The sequence below is a fragment of the Aquimarina addita genome (assembly GCF_039539305.1).
Taxonomy (GTDB): domain Bacteria; phylum Bacteroidota; class Bacteroidia; order Flavobacteriales; family Flavobacteriaceae; genus Aquimarina; species Aquimarina addita.
This window is the reverse complement of the sequence record NZ_BAABCW010000004.1, coordinates 119,355-137,860: the sequence shown is the minus strand read 5'-3', so window position 1 is coordinate 137,860 and position 18,506 is coordinate 119,355. Positions and strand designations below refer to the sequence as shown.

Sequence of the window (18,506 nt, the reverse complement as noted above, 5' to 3'; positions counted from 1 at the left end):
AAACTCATGAATCAACCTTTAGCATACGTTCATCCTGGGGCAAAGATTGCAAAAAACGTGGTTATAGAACCGTTTACTACCATTCATAATAACGTAGTTATAGGAGAAGGAACATGGATTGGATCTAATGTCACTATAATGGAAGGAGCTCGTATAGGTAAAAATTGTAATATTTTTCCTGGAGCTGTGATTTCAGCGACTCCCCAAGACAAAAAATTCAATGACGAGGATACTACAACAGAAATAGGTGATAATACAACAATTAGAGAATGTGTCACTATTAATAGAGGTACAGCAGATCGTATGAAAACTAAGATTGGCCAAAATTGTTGGATCATGGCTTATTGTCATATTGCTCATGACTGTATTGTAGGAGATAATTGTATATTTTCTAATAATAGTACATTAGCTGGTCATATAAATGTAGGTAATCATGTAGTATTAGCAGGTATGGCAGCTGTACAGCAATTTTGTAGCATAGGCAATCATGCGTTTGTTACAGGAGGATCTTTAGTTCGTAAAGATGTACCACCTTTTACTAAGGCGGCAAGGGAACCATTATCTTATGTGGGTATCAATTCTATTGGATTGAGAAGAAGAGGGTTTACAACAGAAAAAATAAGAGAGATCCAGTCCATCTATAGAATTTTATATCAGAGTAACTATAATAATTCGCAGGCAGTTGCAATTATTGAAGCAGAAATGGAAGCAACTCCAGAGAGGGACGAAGTTTTAGAATTTATAAAAAATTCTCAGAGAGGAATTATGAAAGGATATTTTTCTAATTAATTATAGATAGTATACAAATTGATTGTACATTCGTTCAGTTATAATTGATGAGAAAATAGGCGTAAATTGTATTTAACAGATTATACTCTGTATATCTAAGAGGATCAAAGTTTACTACTTCGTTCAATTAATGACCATCAGGATACAAATAAAAAATACTAATAAGAAATAAAAAATAATGGCAAGTACTAGTGATATCAGAAATGGATTATGTATTAAATATAACCACGATATATATAAAATTATTGAATTTTTACATGTAAAACCTGGTAAAGGACCAGCTTTTGTGCGTACAAAGTTAAAAAGTGTTACATCGGGAAAAGTTATTGATAATACGTTTTCTGCTGGTCATAAGATCGATGAGGTAAGAGTTGAAACCCATAAATTTCAATTTTTGTATGCAGAAGGAGATACTCATCATTTTATGAATACAGAAGATTACAATCAGATAACATTAGAAAAATCAGCGCTAGATGCTCCGGGATTACTTAAAGAGGGAGAGATAGTGACTATTATTATTAATTCTGAGGATCAGATGCCTTTGTCTGTAGATATGCCTGCTAGTGTTATCCTTGAAGTAACCTCTACAGAACCTGGGGTTAAAGGGAACACAGCTACAAATGCTACAAAACCTGCTGTTGTTGAAACTGGTGCAGAAGTCATGGTGCCACTGTTTATCAATGAAGGAGATAAGATCAAAGTAGAAACTGAGAAAGGTACCTACAAAGAACGTATAAAAGAATAGTAGCGCTCTTAAAATCATCAGAATAAACCCAGCATTAGATAATGAAGTTTCCTCAAGCGTATACCTTACAACAAATAGCGACCATAATTTCTTCAGATTTTATTGGAGATGCTAATTTTCCGGTGTTGGGGATGAATGAAATTCATGTGGTTACTCCGGGAGATATCGTATTTGTAGATCATCCCAAATATTATGATAAAGCGCTGGAAAGTAAAGCTACCATCGTTTTAATTAATAAAAAAGTAGCTTGCCCTGAGGGAAAAGCATTATTAATTTCAGAAGACCCTTTTAGAGACTTTAATATCCTCACCGATTTTTTTAAGCCTTTTGCTAAAGCGGATGCTACAATTTCTGAGAGTGCTGTTATTGGAAAGAATTCTATAATTCAGCCAGGAGCATTTATAGGTAATCATGTGGTTATAGGTAGTGATTGTTTGATACATTCTAATGTCAATATTTATGATCATACAGTTATAGGAGATCATGTCACTATCCACTCAGGAACGGTTTTAGGAGGTGATGCTTTTTATTATAAAAAAAGACCAGAGGGATTTGATAAGTTGCGTTCTGGCGGAAGAGTTGTTATAGAAGACCACGTAGATCTAGGTGCTCTTTGTACTATAGACAGAGGAGTTACCGGAGATACTACTATAAAAGAAGGAGCTAAAATTGATAATCAAGTTCATATTGGTCACGATACTATTATCGGAAAAAAATGTTTAATTGCTTCACAAGTAGGTATTGCAGGTTGTGTAATTATCGAAGATGAAGTAACAATATGGGGACAAGTAGGTATTACCAGTGGAATAACTATTGGAACCAAAGCTATTATCTCTGCACAATCCGGAGTTAGTAAATCATTAGAAGGAAATAAAAGTTATTTTGGAACTCCTGCAGATAATTTTAGAAAAAAATATAAAGAGATTGCAGCAATACGACAAGTTCCTGAACTAATAGAAAAATTAAATAAGAATGAGTAAAACAGCTAAAGAGATCGTCACATCTTTTTATGAAACTGATTTAATACATACTCCAGAAGCCTTTTCTGAGTATCTACACCCTGAGGTTCAATTAGATTGGACGAGTAGTTTTGGATTTAGAAAAAAGAATCTTGAAGATATCAAAATGTTATTCGAAGGAATGTCCACTTCTTTTGAAACTTTACGATGTGAAATCAGTCATCTTGTTTCAGAAAAATCAATGGTTACTTTAAGAGGTTCTTATATCGCCCGTTTGATAGAAAATCCAGAAAAAGAGGAAGTAATTGCGCATTGTATGGCAATTTGGGAATTAAAAGACGATAAATTATATAGAGGATATATGATTAGTCAACACGGAGATAATTCTAAAGAAAGTTTAGCTTCATTTTTATCAAAATAGAAAAAGTATAGTATTGATGATAGAAAAGGAAAGGCTTTTATAGAAAAGATGCTAAAATTTGATGTCATTTACTCAGAATTCCTTAAATAATAACATTTCTAACAGGGTCTAAATTCAAAAAATAAAATAATAGAATTTTTTTGTTTTTTCATTTCGACTATAGTTTCCAAAACCGTACTTTTGGAGCTGTAAAAATAAAAATCATAACGCAATGAGTGTTTTAGTAAATAAAGATTCAAAAATTATAGTTCAGGGATTTACTGGTAGTGAAGGTACTTTTCATGCAGGTCAGATGATAGAGTATGGTACCAATGTAGTAGGAGGTGTAACTCCTGGTAAAGGAGGTCAGACTCATCTGGATAAACCAGTTTTTAATACAGTAGAAGATGCTGTAAAAGAAGTTGGAGCGGATACCACTATAATTTTTGTACCACCAGCTTTTGCAGCAGACGCAATTATGGAAGCTGCAGATGCAGGAATTAAAGTAATAATTACAATTACAGAAGGTATACCTGTTGCGGATATGATAAAAGCTTCAGATTATATTAAAGATAAAGATTGTCGACTGATTGGTCCTAACTGCCCAGGTGTGATTACTCCAGGAGAAGCAAAGGTAGGTATTATGCCAGGTTTTGTATTTAAAAAAGGAAATGTGGGTATAGTTTCAAAATCAGGAACGTTAACTTATGAAGCAGCAGATCAGGTAGTAAAACAAGGATTAGGAATTACAACTGCTATCGGTATTGGAGGAGATCCTATCATCGGAACTACTACTAAAGAGGCTGTAGAATTATTAATTAACGATCCAGAAACTAAATGCGTAGTGATGATCGGTGAGATAGGTGGTCAGTTAGAGGCAGATGCAGCAAGATGGGTAAAAGAAAGCGGAACTAAAAAACCTGTAGTTGGTTTTATCGCTGGAGAGACTGCTCCTGCAGGACGTACGATGGGGCATGCTGGTGCGATTGTGGGTGGTAGCGAAGATACTGCTGCTGCTAAGAAAGCTATTATGAGAGAATGTGGAATTCATGTAGTGAACTCCCCTGCAGAAATAGGTAAAAAAGTAGCAGAAGTTATAGGATAAACTTCTGATTGAATTGCTTTTTTGTTATGCAATTATAAAAATTATTAAAAACCTGTGATTTTATATCACAGGTTTTTTTATGTCTTCAAAAAAGGAAAACCTGCTATTTAGAATACAGTTTTGTTAAAGTATTCTTAATAAAGGTAACAAATGTTATTCTATTGTTACATATTTAAATATAAATAACTCAAAACGACTAAATGAAACTATTAAAATCACTTTTACTATTTTGTATAGTAGGGTTACTAAGTAATTGTAAAGATGCTACAAAACAAGAAAACATAACGCCAAATGAGGTTAAAACGGAAAAACATACGGACTCCGCTGGCTATACTTATGAGACAGTTACCAATGATCCTACTGGATTAAGATTATATACACTGGATAATGGTCTTACTGTATATTTAAGTAAAAATGAAGAGGAACCAAAAATCCAGACGTATATAGCGGTAAGAGCGGGATCTAATTATGATCCAAAAGAATCTACCGGATTAGCACATTACTTAGAACATATGGTTTTTAAAGGGACTGATGAAATAGGAACTCAGGATTTTGAAAAAGAAAAAGTATTGCTAAAGGAAATTTCAGATTTATACGAGCAGCATAAAGCAGAAAGTGATTCGGAAAAGAAAAAGGAGATCTACAAGAAAATAGATGAAGTTTCGCAGGAAGCTTCAAAAATCTCTATTTCTAATGAATATGATAAAATGATTAGTTCATTGGGTGCTCAAGGGACAAATGCACATACTTGGTTTGAAGAAACAGTATATAAAAATAAAATTCCTACTAATGAATTAGATAAGTGGCTAATGGTAGAAAGTGAACGTTTCAGTAAGCTAGTATTGCGTTTGTTTCATACAGAATTAGAAGCCGTGTATGAAGAATTTAATAGGGGTCAAGATAATGATGGTAGAAAAGTATATGTAGCTATGTTAAAAGGTCTTTTTCCAACACATCCTTATGGACAACAAACTACAATAGGAACTTCTGATCACTTGAAGAATCCTTCTATGGTAGCAATCCATAACTATTTTAATACGTATTATGTGCCTAATAATATGGCAATGGTGTTAGTTGGGGATATTGATTTTGAGGAAACTATAAAAAAAGTTGATAAAGCATTTGGGAGTTTTCAAAAGAAAGAACTTACGCATCCTATATTACCAAAAGAAAACCCAATTACCGGCCCGGTAATAAATGAGGTTTTTGGTCCTACAGCAGAATCTGTATCCATAGCATATCGTTCTGATGCTATAGGTACGAAAGAAGAAAAGTTACTTACGTTGGTTGATATGCTACTCGCAAATGGTAAAGCAGGATTAATTGATTTAAATCTAAATCAAAAACAAGTGGTTCAAAATGCAGGATGTAGCCCTACATTCTTAAATGATTATGGATATCATCAATTTTATGGAACACCAAAAGCTGATCAAACCTTAGATGAAGTAAAAGATTTATTACTAGCGCAAATCGAAAAAATAAAAGCTGGAAATTTTGATGAATGGATGATTAACGCAGTGATTAATGATTTAAAGTTAAGTAAGACAAAGCAGTATGAAAGCAATACACAACTTGCTACAGCTTATTATAATGCATTCATTCATCGTCAGAATTGGAAAGATAAAGTAACATTTCTTGATGATCTTAAAAAGATCTCTAAACAAGAATTAGTTGATTTTGCAAATACATTTTATAAAGATAATTATGTGGTAACATATAAGCGCAAGGGAGAGGATACCAATATAGTAAAAGTTCAAAATCCAGGAATTACACCCGTAGCGTTAAACAGAGATAAACAATCTGAATTTTTAAAGAAGTTTTCCAATGCAGAAACGCTACCACTAGCACCTAAGTTTATTGATTATAAAGTTGCAATTAAAGAAACTAAAACGGACAGTGGGTTACCGTTATCTTTTATAGACAATCCAAACAATGACTTATTCGAATTAAAATTCATTTTTGATATAGGACAGGATCATGATCGCAAAGCATCCTTAGCCACTGGATATTTAAATTATTTGGGTACTGATTCGTTGTCCTCAGATGCTTTAAAAAAGGAATTTTATAAATTAGGAATCAATTATAGTGTCTACGCAGGAGAAGACAAAACATATGTAGGTGTTTCCGGGCTCAAAGAAAACTTAGATGCAGGATTGAGTTTATTAGAAAATTTATGGACTAATGCTGTACCGGATCAGGAAGCATATACTAAGTATATTGATCAAATAGCAAAAAGCCGTATAGATGGTAAAACAAGTAAAGGAAATATTTTATGGAATGGATTAATGAGTTATGGTGCGTATGGGGATGATTCACCATTAAGAAATATTTATACCATAGAAGAATTAAAGGCAATTGATCCTCAAGAATTGGTAAATAAGATTAAAGAACTGCGTACTTATAAACAAAGGATATTTTACTACGGTAAAGATATAGATAAAGCAATAGCCTCAATTAATACTCATCATAAGATTGGAAAAGAGGAACTATTAAATTATCCTGAAAAAACGAATTATGTAGAAAAGGAAACAGGTGGGAATGTTTATTTTGTAGATTATGATATGGTTCAGAGTGAAATTTTGTTTTTAGCAAAAGGCGCTCCGTTTGATCCCTCAAAAATGGCAGCCACAAAATTATTTAATACATATTTTGGTAGTGGATTATCATCTATAGTGTTTCAAGAAATCAGAGAATCAAAATCACTAGCATATTCAGCTTTTTCCGCTTATGATACCGCTTCAGAAATTGGGAAATCTAATTATGTTTATGCATATGTAGGAACTCAGGCAAATAAATTATCAGAAGCTGTAAATGCGATGATGGAGTTAATGAATGATATGCCAGAAGCAGAAGAGCAATTTAATGCAGCTAAAGAAGCAACATTAAAAAAAATAGCAGCAGAGAGAATTACAAAAGCTAATATTTTTTGGACTTATGAAAGCCTTAAAAAGTTGGGCATTACTCAAGATAATAGAGAGGAAATGTATAAAACCATTGAAAATATGACACTTACAGATTTAAAAACGTTTTTTAATGAAAATATCAAAGGGAAGTCTTATAACGTAATGGTAATAGGGAATAAAAAAGATTTGGATATGAAAGCATTAGCAAAACTTGGGAATGTACAGGAAATGGATATCGATTATTTATTTAATTATGAAAAGGAAAATATAGACGTTCCATTATAAATAATTATATAGTAATTTGTTAAAATAATTAATAGTAAAACCCTATGAGAAATCATAGGGTTTATTGCTGTTGACGATGTAGTAATTGTTATATTTGACTTTATAAATCATACATACCATATTAGTAAGGTATATTATTATTAAAATAGCACAGATCAAATGAATCTTTTACAAGGTAAAACTGCCATTATTACGGGTGCTACTCGTGGAATAGGTAAAGGAATAGCGCAAGCTTTTGCGCAACAAGGAGCTAATGTTGCTTTTACATACAGTTCATCAGTGGAGGCAGCAACAGAACTCGAAAAAGAATTAAATGCTTTAGGGATTAAAGCTCAAGCGTATCAAAGCAATGCAGCCAGTTTTGATGAGGCACACGAATTAGTAAAAAGTGTATTAGAAACTTTTGGGACCATAGACATTTTAGTTAATAACGCTGGGATTACTAAAGATAATTTGCTAATGAGAATGGGAGAAAATGATTTTGATACGGTTATTGAGGTTAATTTGAAGAGTGTCTTTAATATGACTAAGGCGGTGCAAAAGACTATGCTTAAGCAACGTAAAGGAAGTATCATTAATATGAGTTCTGTAGTAGGTGTAAAAGGAAATGCCGGGCAAGCTAATTATGCGGCATCTAAAGCAGGAATTATTGGTTTTACTAAATCGATGGCTTTAGAATTGGGTTCCAGAAATATTAGAAGTAATGTTGTTGCGCCTGGTTTTATAGAAACTGAAATGACAGAAAAATTAGATGAAAAAGTGGTAGATGAATGGAGAAAAGCAATTCCATTAAAAAGAGGTGGCTCAACAGAAGATATTGCAAATGCTTGTTTGTTTTTAGCAAGTGATTTGAGTGGATACATTACAGGACAAGTGCTGCAGGTAGATGGTGGTATGCTTACATAATATAATATTGTAATTTATCTCAATGCAAACACAAATTATAGGATGGGTTATTGGTGCTTTTATTATTGCATTAATTATTGCATCTTTTCAATACATATATAATGCAAAGAATAGGACTAAAAAGAATCTATTCTTTGCATTTCTGCGTTTTATTAGCGTTTTTGCATTGTTATTATTATTAATTAACCCTACGTTTAAAAAACAGACCTATTTTGTAGAGAAACCCACTTTAGTAGTGGCTATTGATAATTCTTCTTCTATAAAACATCTTGATCAAGTACAACCAGTATCCGGATGGGTAGGTAAACTTAAAGAGAATCAAGAATTAATAGATCGCTTTGAGCTAAAATTCTACTCTTTCTCTAATACATTAAAAGATTCATTAAATTTAACGTTTGATGGTCCACAAACAAATATCTCTAGTACATTAAAAAGCCTTGATCAGGTGTATAAAAACACTAATGCACCTACGATTCTCATTACAGATGGTAATCAAACTTATGGCAGAGGATATCAATTTAAGAGTAATACTTTTAAACAACATGTGTATCCTGTTGTAGTAGGGGATACGACTAAATTGACTGATAGTAAAATACAACAGCTTAATGTAAATCGATATGCATATCTAAAAAATAAATTTCCTGTAGAAACGATACTCACATATTCGGGAAAAGAAAAAATACAAACAACTTTTAAGGTGACATCAGGAGAACGTACAGTGTTTACGGAACCAGTTTCTTTTTCAGGAGAAAATACTTCTAACGTTATCAATTTTACCCTTCCTGCAAATATAGCAGGCGTACAAAAATATAAGGCTACTCTGGTTCCATTAGATGGAGAAAAAAATATAGTTAATAATACAAAAGATTTTGCTGTAGAAGTAATTGATCAAAAAACTAATATTCTATTAATCAGCGATATTGTGCACCCGGATCTGGGTGCTATTAAGAAAAGTGTTGAAAGTAATGAGCGTAGAAGTATTACCATTGCAAAGACGAATCAAATTAAAGAACTAGAGGACTATCAATTAGTTATTCTTTATCAACCTACCTCACGATTCAAGACCTTATATGAGAAGTTAGAAAGTCTAAAGAAAAATTATTTAACTATTACCGGATCTAAAACCGATTGGGTATTTCTTAATAAAATACAAAATAAATACAGACACGAAATAACCAGACAAGCAGAGAATTATTTACCTAGATTTAATACAAATTATAGTACATTTTTGCTAGAAGATATCGGTTTTAGAGAATATCCACCACTTATTGGTGCATTTGGTAATATTATAATCAATACACCACATGATGTCCTGCTCTATCGTACTATTGGAAATATTCCGACAGAAGATCCCTTATGGATTACATTAGAAGGAAATGGAATCAGAGAATCAGTATTATTTGGAGAAGGATTATGGAGATGGAGAGCACAGAATTATCTTGATACTAAGAGTTTTGAAAGTTTTGATGATTTCTTTGGAAAGTTAATTCAGTATACTGCCTCTAACAAAAAGAAGAGTCGATTAAATACAATTTCTGAGTCATTCTATTATGGAAATGTTAGTATAAAGATAAAAGCAGAATATTTCACTAAAAATTATGAATTCGATCGGAGAGGAAGTTTAACGATTACTATTAAAAATAAGGATACACAAGCAACCCAGACATCACCTATGTTATTAAAAAACAATTCTTATGATGCAGAATTAAGCAATTTACCAGCAGGAGATTACGAATATATCGTAAGTGTAACGGGTGAAAATATTTCTAGATCCGGAAGCTTTACAATTCTGGATTATGATGTAGAACAGCAATTATTGAACGCAGATGTAACAAAGCTTACACAATTAGCGACTCATACAGATGGAAAGGTTTTTTATATGGATCAATATGAATCATTAATTACAACTCTTATAAAAGACCCCAGATATCAAGCAGTTCAAAAAAGCAAAGAAAATATCGTATCTTTAATAGACTGGAAATATCTATTGGCAATTATTATAGCTGTATTGACACTAGAATGGTTTATGAGAAAATATAACGGGCTTATTTAAAATTAAAACTAAATATATATTATGGAAAGATTACCAAAAATAGGATTACCTATTCTTATTGCAGTTGTTTTATTAATTGTCTTTGTTACAAAATCATCAGTAAATATTGGTTATGGAGAAGCAGGTGTTTTGTTTAAAACATTTGGAGGAGGTGTTGTGGTTGATGAACCTGCACTTGGAGAAGGTTTTCATATTATAGCACCTTGGAATAAGGTGTACATTTACAATACAAAACAACAAGAAGTTTTTGAAAAGAAAATGCAAGTATTATCCTCTAATGGATTAGAAATAAATTTAGACGTTTCTGTTTTATATCAACCACAGATTGATAAATTAGGGTTATTACATCAGACTAAAGGCGAAGACTATCTTGAGATTGTAATTGTACCAGAGATTCGAGCCGTTGCCAGAAGTGTTGTAGGAAGATATACACCAGAGCAATTGTATTCTACAAAAAGAGATGCTATTCAGAATGAGATTTATGAGGAAACCAAAAAGAAGGTAGAAGGACAGTATGTTCAATTAAATGGAGTTCTGGTAAGAGATGTAACTTTACCAGTTGCAATCAAGGAGGCAATAGAACGCAAGTTAAATCAGGAACAAGAATCTTTAGAATATGAATTCAGACTTGAAAAAGCTAGAAAAGAAGCAGAAAGACAACGTATTGATGCTGAAGGAAAAGCAGCAGCAAATACAATTTTAAGTGCTTCGTTAACTGATAAAATATTAAAAGAGAAAGGAATTGAAGCAACATTACAACTAGCAAAATCACCTAATGCTAAGGTGGTTGTAGTAGGTTCTAGTAAAGATGGCATGCCATTAATTCTGGGAGATCAATAAAAATTAGAAATATAGTATCATATTAAATAAATTGACGTCTCTAGAATGAGGCGTCAATTTTAGTATATTGTACATTGTAATAATTTTAAATAATAAAGAAGATACATGAAATTTTTGGTTTGCCTATTCGTAATCTTAGGACTAAAAGTAATACAAGCTCAAAGCACATTAGTAAAAGATATAGATGGTGATCGGATAAATGATTCTATTTATATCGACCAAAATAGAATTATCTGTAAATTATCGACGCAAAGCTATAGTTCATTAATGAGTGGTGAAGTAATGCAAGAGTCAATGTCAGGTTCATTTCCTATATCTGCAACTAAAAATGGATTTGACTATAGTATAATTTTGCGTAGGGCAGGATCAAAAGCACAGTTTAGATACAATCCAACTATTAAAAACGTTGAACTTATAGGTTTGAGTAGATATGAATTTGGAAATGCAGCCAATGATGGTAGTGGAGAATCTAGTATTAATTTATTAACGAATAGATATATTGGTAATTGGAGTTTTTATGACATTACAAAAGAAAGATTAATTAAAATACCTACTATTGATATCGGCATGGTACTACCTAAAATTAAATTTAATGAGTTTACTGATGCATATATAGACATATTTTCAGAGAACTGTTCTGAACAATATTACAGGGCAAAAGCACATTATATGACCACTAAGTTAGAGGAAGGTGATTATAATAAATACCTAACAAAAAATGAGGATGATATCGATTTCAATAATGTGTCTATTAGTAGCATACCAAAATTTATCGAATACGATGGAAACCCTAAGAATCTGATTAGTTGGAACGACATTGCAGGAAAACATTTTGTATTAACAACGGAAACAGGGATTCATCAAAGCCCTAGATTTTCTCATGACGTTGATGAAGGTGCTGATGCAGAATTATTTGCATATCATTATCTTAAAAATAACGATTCGCAAAAGCGATTATGGAAGGTTTATGATTTTATCGAGGCCTGTCCGGTTGAGATAGAAGCTAGCTTTATTAAAAATACGTTACATATTACAGATCTCGATAATAATGGAACAAAAGAGATTTGGCTTATGTATAGAAAGGTATGTCATGGGGACGTAAGCCCATTGGAAATGAAAATAATTATGTATGAAGGCAGTCAGAAATTTGCTATGAGAGGTCATAACAAGGTACAGATTAGTGATGATACGTTTTATGGAGGAGCATATAAATTTGATCAAAGATTTAGTAACGGACCAACTATTTTTAAAGAATTTGCAAAAAAAATGTGGTCTGAACATTTAGTACACAATTGGGAAGAATAGAGATTAGGCTAAACAGTATTATAAATAAAAAGAAAAAGTAAGCACTATGAATTGGTATATTAAGGTATTAGAAAATTATGTTGGTTTTACGGGAAGAGCCAGAAGAAGTGAATATTGGTTCTTTACTCTATTTAATATGCTTTTTGCAATTCTTGCCATGATATTAGATAATGTATTTGGTATTGCTGTTGACGGAGTAGGGTATGGCCCCATTTTTGGAATTTATATTCTGGCTATGTTATTACCTGGTTTGGCAGTAACAGTAAGAAGGCTCCATGATACGGGTAAAAGCGGTTGGATGTATTTTGTTTCATTAATTCCTTTTGTAGGTTCAATTTGGTTATTAATATTAATGGCTACTGATAGTGATTATGGGTCTAATGAATACGGACCTAACCCCAAAGGAATAGGAGAAGATACAGAGGTAGCCGTTGCAGAAAATGAAGTAGCTTCTTCTGGAGACTCTATACTTATGTTCGTGATTATTTGGAGTTTTATTTCTACTCTTTTTTATGCAAGTCTTAGATATGTTATTTCTGATGCATATGAAAGTAATTGGTTTCAAATAGTAAGTACATTTTCCAGGTTAATTTGGAGTGTAATTCCATTAGCACTTGCTTTTGCAGTCAAGGATAAATCAAAACGAACGTTGTTATTTATTTTTGGAGGAATATGCTTTCTAATTAAAATTGGTGAACTTCTTTATGATTTTGTACGCATTTATGTGTAGAAGTAAATTTGTAGGAAATAGTTTTGGATACATTCAGTTTTAGTGTATCTTCTTAGTCTATGAGGTTTAGTGATAAAATAATCGAATGTCCGTTTTCACTCGTAATCCAATAATTGTTGCTATAACAAGCCTATCTAATAGTTTTTCTTCAAAATTTCTTCGATTTAGCTTGTAGACCAACTTGTTTAGATAAAGTTGTAAGTAGTTACTTTTTACTTTATGATAGTTTCCTAATTAATTTCGTTTAGCATTACTTATAGTATATGTACCCATTTCAAAGTCTCTTTAGTAGTTTCTAAATCTGATTTTTAGCTAACAGAAAGTTCTACAAAATTAGTAATATAAACGTATAAAGTGCTCTTGTCAGTAAAAACAATGCTTTGTTCATCTAGAGATTCTTAGACAATGTCATTTACGCCATCAGCCTTATATCTGTAAATACTTTAGCTTTAAAATAACGACATTAACGACCCTTCTTGTTTATTTTAGGATCTTCTAAGAGAGTTGACTCAGCCATGATTATTACATTTTGCTTTCTATCTGCGCCACGACCTCTTTTTTCATTTCTTGTTGCTCTACCTTAGAAGATTCAACTGTAAATAGCCTTCATCCTTTTCAATCATACCTTCTAATATATAGCGAGCATCTCTGCTGCCCATCGCTTTACGTAGTTTATGAACCATAGCCTAAACGGGTTTATACCATTTTCAAACTAAGCTGTTTCTGGTTCTATTTAAAAGAAAATCCTTTCTTTGTAGTAGTCATTGAAAACATTATTTCTTGAGATAAATTCTTAAGCTACTCGAGAGTCAGTAAAGTGCTTTTTCTTATTTATTTATTGTAAATCGAAGAAACAAATCCAAAAGAAAAATAATTCCGAGTAACCTTTCGATGTGTTTAATTAAAAAGCTGTATTATTGTTATGTATAATTAGCGATACCCGAAAAGCTAAACAAAGAGTAGGGATAAATTTTTTCTTATGAAAAATAAATTTAAAATTGACTTGTCATCTAAAGGCTTAAACTTAGATGATTTTAAAAATCACGCTTTAGAAAGTAATTTGCAAGCTGCTCAAATACGAGGAGGAGAGAGGGTTGATTATGCAAAAGTAACATTTAGAAGGATCGATCCACATTGGCCTGATGCATGATTTTTTACAGCTCGCAGTTATTCTAATTTACAGCGAGCTGTTTTTTTATTTTTAAACTTTATTTTAATATGATTGTTAATAGCTTAATAATTAAAGTTGCTAGTAGGTGTAATTTAAATTGTTCTTATTGTTATGTATATAATTTAGGAGATAAAACATATCTTAATCAGCCTAAGTTAATGAGTGATGATACTTTTATAAAAATTATAGATAGAACACTTGAGCATTGTCTTGAACAAAATTTGAAAATTTTTACTTTTATTTTTCACGGAGGCGAACCGATGCTTCAAAAAAAAGAGTTTTATATAAACTTTGTTAATACAGCTAATACAGTTCTCAATAAAAACAGTATAAGAGCTAGGTATGCTATGCAAACAAACGGTCTTTTAATTGACAAAAAGTGGAGTGAGTTGTTTAATAATTTGAAAATTTATCTAGGTATAAGTTTAGATGGTTATAAAGAAATAAATGACAAATATAGAGTAGACCATAAAAATAAAGGATCATTTGATAAAGTGGTGAAAGGTTTAAAAATAGGTCAAAAATTTTTAAAAAGCCAACCAGGAATTCTTAGTGTTATAGATCCATCTAGCGATCCTATCAAGTATTATAACCTGATGAAAGATCTTCGTGTTAAGAACTTTGATCTACTTTGGCCTCACGCAAATATAGATTTAAACCCAGAAGGCAAACCCTGGGAGAATAGTAGTACAAAAAAGTCAATAGTATATTCTGACTGGTTGATTAAAATTTTTGACATCTGGTATAAGGAGAAAAAACAGACTAATATGAATATAACTATGTTTAACTCTATTATCGGCCTAATACTTAATTTTAAATATTCAGGAAACGAGGATTTTGGTTTAGATGAAGTTGGAAATCTTGTTATAGAAACGAACGGTGATATTCAGGTCGTTGGCGCATTAAAATTATGCGGTGACGGTTTTACAGTTAGTGGAGCAAGTATTAAAGATCATTCTTTTTCTAAAGCTTTGGAGACAAAATTAGCAAATTTATACTATAATAGTCATAAATATTTATGCAATAAATGTATGGAGTGTCCTATTCTAGAGGTTTGTGGAGGGGGACCTATTTATTCAAGATATAGTTCAGTCAATGGTTTTAATAACGAATCAATTTATTGTAAAGATTTCGTTAAACTAATTGTTCACATCCAAAATACAATTTATAGTAGTCTCCCCGAGATTTATAAAGATAAATTTGAATCTATTGATTATGAGGAGGTTGTTGGATTTTTGGATAATTTTGACAATGATTTTAATCAAGAAGTTATCACGGAAAATTTTAAGAAATTAACATCATTTAGCTCTTAAGAAATATGTATACAAAGTTATTTTACATTATTTTATTCATGTCTACCTTTTTTTATAGTAAAGCTAATGAAACTATCAGCTATGTAGTTGAACAATCGAGCTATAATCAAAAACCAGCTCTTAAAGTATTTGCTAAATTTCAAACTTCACGAAATGGTGTAACTAATTTAAATTTTCCTTCCTCAATGTGGGGTGAAGAATCTTTGAAAAATCATTTCAAAAATTTTAGAACAGAGGAGGATTCAGAAATTTTATTTAATGAATCAGAAGACTTAATTCAAATAAAACATGCTGATAGTCTCAATTATATCAATGTATCGTATCTAATTATATCTTCAGAAAATAGTTTAGAGATAGACTTTGTTAATTATTTTAGACCATTTATCAGTAAAGAAAGATTTCATATTCTTTCTTTTTCTTTATTTGTAACATCGAGTCTGAGTATGAATCCTATTTATGATATTGATATTCATTGGAAAAATTTTGATAAAGACTTTTTAATTCATAATAGTTTCAATTCAAATATAACTCACCAAAATATAAAAGGAATTGAACGTGACAAGTTTAACCAATCAGTTTTTATTGGAGGGGATTATCAATTAGATGAATTTTTCATTAATAATAAGAAAATAGTGTTCGCTTCGCCAGTTGAATGGGAAAATATAGAGAGAAATTATTTATTAGATTTGGTAACTAAGGTAATAAAAATCCAACGGAAGTTTTGGGATGATTATTCACAAGATTATTATACAACAATTCTTACTCCCCTTTCAAACTATCAAGATATAAATTATATAGGTGCGGGTTTGACAAATTCTTTTATGGCTTTAATTGGAGATAGTTCGAAAATTAGTAAAGACGATATCCTTAACTTAATAAATCATGAATTATTACACAATTGGATAGGTGTAAAAATTGAAAATAAAAATGAAGAAAAACAATATTGGTTTAGTGAAGGTTTTACTGAATATTATCATTTTAAATTGGCTTCAAAAAATTGTCTTTCAAATCAGATGGAATCATTTTTTATAAAAAAAATAAATGAGTTCAATTATTTGTTAAATTCATCTCAGTATAATGAAATTAAAAATGATGAATTGAATTATGACAGTTTTTGGAATAATGAAGGTATTGAAGAAATACCTTATTGGAGAGGTGCACTTTTTGCTTTCTATCTTGATTTGAGTATTAGGAATAAGTCGGACAATAAATATTCTTTAGATGATTTGATGTTTGATATTTTAAATGATGCTACAAACAATAATCAAACGATCGATAAAGATTACTTCGTAAAAGTTGCTAGTAATTATTATGGAAAAGATTTCGGAAAATTATTTGATAAACATATTGTAAATGGGGAATTAATTCCATTAGATAATTTATATGATAGAAATAAGCTATCATATTCTTATCAGACTAGTAGTAAGGGAGTAACTTACCTAAAGTTATTAAACGATAAAAATAATCTTAAGATTATTTTCAATTAAATTTTATTTAATATTTGACAAGAATATAATTTTACATTTTATAGTCATTAAATCCTTTTGTTTACGCTGTTGAATTTGATTTTTTCAATATCAGGTATGTCTTAGAATATTGATAACTGTATGTTAGGTGGTTTAGTATATATCGTCCCATTTTTTAGTTATTTTTTATTAATTTACCCTGAAAATAAGTTAGTTTAAGATTTAAATGATCACTCTGAACTTATAAGGGGTTAAATTAATTGGTTGGTTTGAAACAATTTATAATAATATTATTCAGTATTATTACTAGATGTCTATGGATATTTAAAAATTAAATTTATTTTCTCATCTTTGCCATCGTTTAGAATTGCCTCGATATACTACGTTTTGCTTTTAAGTAATAAAAAATGTATAGTTCGATGCAGGAATTTTAATTAAATGTTGCCCCAAAAATTAAATATTATGACTAAGAAATTACTATTCACTTTTTTACTGGTAGCCTTATTTTCCAGTAAAATTAATGCACAAGCTGAAGCGATAGAGTACGGTTTTAAAATAGGAACGAATAGAGCCAATGTAGTTGGGGATGAGACTGATACTTATTATATGAGAGGTTCGGTACATATGGGCGTATTAGTAGACATACCAGTTATAGAATATATGCTAAGTGTACAGCCTGAACTTTTATACTCTTTTCAAGGGCATAGATTTTTAGATGAAGATAGTGTGTATGATGATCATACACTAAAATTAGATTATATTGTTCTGCCAGTGATGGTAAAATATTATTTTACACCAGGATTTAATGTAGAAGCAGGACCACAGATAGGGATGCTAACTTCTGCTTTGTTAGAGGCTAAGACTACAGAAAATGGAGTTACAGAGAGAACTAAAGAAAAAGTAAACGATATTATTTCTGATATTGATTACGGAGTAAATGTAGGGCTGGGATATCAGTTTGAGATAGGACTTTTTCTACAAGCACGATATTATGTAGGATTAGCAGGAATTGTTGATGTCGAAGAAGGAGTGGATCAGCGTAATACTGTACTTCAGTTTTCTGCAGGATATAAATTTTAATATAGAAAAAAGGCTGAATTCTTCTTTACTTTTAAGACTGGAATTCAGCCTTATTTATAACTACTCAGAAGAAGGCATTGAATAAAAAAATTGTTCTTCTGTAATTTTGCCATTATTTACATTGTAAACGGCAAGTTCTTCTATCTTCATGCGCCCTTGTCCTTTAAAAGTACAATCCATCTTCATAGTACAAGAAAAATGAGAGTCTGCAACCATAGGTTCAGATATTTCGCTACCATGAAATTCTTCTACGGTAGCATACCAGTCATTTGTCTTTTTGATAACAGCATCTTTACCTCTGATCACATCATTTGGCATTCCTGACATCTCTTTACTCACAATATTTTGATCATATAATTCATTGATCGCTTGCATATTTTCACCTATGCGACAAAGTTCAACCAGGCGATTAGCTACTTTTGATGTATTCCAGATTTGTGTTTTTTGTTCGTTCAT

General features: G+C 31.2%; 16 protein-coding genes and 1 pseudogene. 15 read left to right on the top strand and 2 right to left on the bottom strand.

Features of this window, described 5'->3' with window-relative positions:
- Positions 1 to 6: 6 nt before the first annotated feature.
- The 11 genes from lpxA to ABD816_RS07155 all read left to right on the top strand — a co-directional run bounded on the left by lpxA (position 7) and on the right by ABD816_RS07155 (position 13,020).
- Complete coding sequence (lpxA, locus tag ABD816_RS07205; RefSeq protein ID WP_344925985.1) at positions 7 to 789, top strand: acyl-ACP--UDP-N-acetylglucosamine O-acyltransferase; 783 nt, start codon at positions 7 to 9, stop codon at positions 787 to 789.
- Positions 790 to 967: 178 nt separating this feature from the next.
- Entirely contained in the window at positions 968 to 1,534 is a 567-nt protein-coding gene (efp, locus tag ABD816_RS07200; RefSeq protein WP_344925983.1) for an elongation factor P, read from the top strand.
- Positions 1,535 to 1,575: 41 nt separating this feature from the next.
- Entirely contained in the window at positions 1,576 to 2,514 is a 939-nt protein-coding gene (locus ABD816_RS07195; protein ID WP_344925980.1) for a UDP-3-O-(3-hydroxymyristoyl)glucosamine N-acyltransferase, read from the top strand.
- Positions 2,507 to 2,914, top strand: a complete 408-nt coding sequence (locus ABD816_RS07190) for a nuclear transport factor 2 family protein (RefSeq protein WP_344925978.1) — start codon at positions 2,507 to 2,509, stop codon at positions 2,912 to 2,914. The genes ABD816_RS07195 and ABD816_RS07190 overlap by 8 nt, the downstream gene beginning before the upstream one ends.
- A gap of 211 nt (positions 2,915 to 3,125) precedes the next feature.
- Positions 3,126 to 3,998, top strand: coding sequence for a succinate--CoA ligase subunit alpha (gene sucD, locus ABD816_RS07185; RefSeq protein ID WP_344925975.1), 873 nt, complete (start codon positions 3,126 to 3,128; stop codon positions 3,996 to 3,998).
- 200 nt (positions 3,999 to 4,198) lie between these two features.
- A complete protein-coding gene (locus ABD816_RS07180; protein WP_344925974.1) occupies positions 4,199 to 7,186 on the top strand; it encodes a M16 family metallopeptidase in 2,988 nt (995 codons plus the stop codon).
- Between the two features lie 159 nt (positions 7,187 to 7,345).
- Positions 7,346 to 8,092 (top strand): 3-oxoacyl-[acyl-carrier-protein] reductase, encoded by a 747-nt coding sequence (fabG, locus tag ABD816_RS07175; protein WP_344925973.1) that lies wholly within the window; start codon positions 7,346 to 7,348, stop codon positions 8,090 to 8,092.
- A gap of 22 nt (positions 8,093 to 8,114) precedes the next feature.
- A complete protein-coding gene (locus ABD816_RS07170; protein WP_344925971.1) occupies positions 8,115 to 10,145 on the top strand; it encodes a VWA domain-containing protein in 2,031 nt (676 codons plus the stop codon).
- A 21-nt stretch (positions 10,146 to 10,166) separates the two neighbouring features.
- Positions 10,167 to 10,985 (top strand): prohibitin family protein, encoded by an 819-nt coding sequence (locus ABD816_RS07165; protein ID WP_344925970.1) that lies wholly within the window; start codon positions 10,167 to 10,169, stop codon positions 10,983 to 10,985.
- Between the two features lie 105 nt (positions 10,986 to 11,090).
- Positions 11,091 to 12,290: a M949_RS01915 family surface polysaccharide biosynthesis protein gene (locus ABD816_RS07160; protein WP_344925968.1), complete on the top strand. Its 1,200-nt coding sequence runs from the start codon at positions 11,091 to 11,093 to the stop codon at positions 12,288 to 12,290.
- Between the two features lie 46 nt (positions 12,291 to 12,336).
- On the top strand, positions 12,337 to 13,020 hold the full coding sequence (locus ABD816_RS07155; RefSeq protein WP_344925967.1) for a DUF805 domain-containing protein: 684 nt from the start codon (positions 12,337 to 12,339) through the stop codon (positions 13,018 to 13,020).
- Between the two features lie 66 nt (positions 13,021 to 13,086).
- Here ABD816_RS07155 and ABD816_RS07150 read toward each other — a convergent pair.
- A pseudogene (locus ABD816_RS07150) lies at positions 13,087 to 13,794 on the bottom strand (IS1595 family transposase); the annotation flags it as partial.
- A 205-nt stretch (positions 13,795 to 13,999) separates the two neighbouring features.
- On the opposite strand from ABD816_RS07150, the gene ABD816_RS07145 reads away from it, so the two are divergent.
- From ABD816_RS07145 to ABD816_RS07130, 4 genes are all read left to right on the top strand, one after another.
- Positions 14,000 to 14,170 (top strand): hypothetical protein, encoded by a 171-nt coding sequence (locus ABD816_RS07145; RefSeq protein ID WP_344925965.1) that lies wholly within the window; start codon positions 14,000 to 14,002, stop codon positions 14,168 to 14,170.
- Between the two features lie 68 nt (positions 14,171 to 14,238).
- The gene (locus ABD816_RS07140) at positions 14,239 to 15,504 is read left to right on the top strand and encodes a radical SAM protein (protein ID WP_344925964.1); all 1,266 of its coding nucleotides are present in this window, start codon (positions 14,239 to 14,241) and stop codon (positions 15,502 to 15,504) included.
- A gap of 38 nt (positions 15,505 to 15,542) precedes the next feature.
- Positions 15,543 to 16,991 (top strand): M1 family aminopeptidase, encoded by a 1,449-nt coding sequence (locus tag ABD816_RS07135; protein WP_344925962.1) that lies wholly within the window; start codon positions 15,543 to 15,545, stop codon positions 16,989 to 16,991.
- Between the two features lie 441 nt (positions 16,992 to 17,432).
- Positions 17,433 to 18,050, top strand: coding sequence for a porin family protein (locus tag ABD816_RS07130; protein WP_344925959.1), 618 nt, complete (start codon positions 17,433 to 17,435; stop codon positions 18,048 to 18,050).
- A 60-nt stretch (positions 18,051 to 18,110) separates the two neighbouring features.
- On the opposite strand, the gene ABD816_RS07125 is transcribed toward ABD816_RS07130, so the two are convergent.
- Complete coding sequence (locus ABD816_RS07125) at positions 18,111 to 18,506, bottom strand: SnoaL-like domain-containing protein (RefSeq protein WP_344925957.1); 396 nt, start codon at positions 18,504 to 18,506, stop codon at positions 18,111 to 18,113.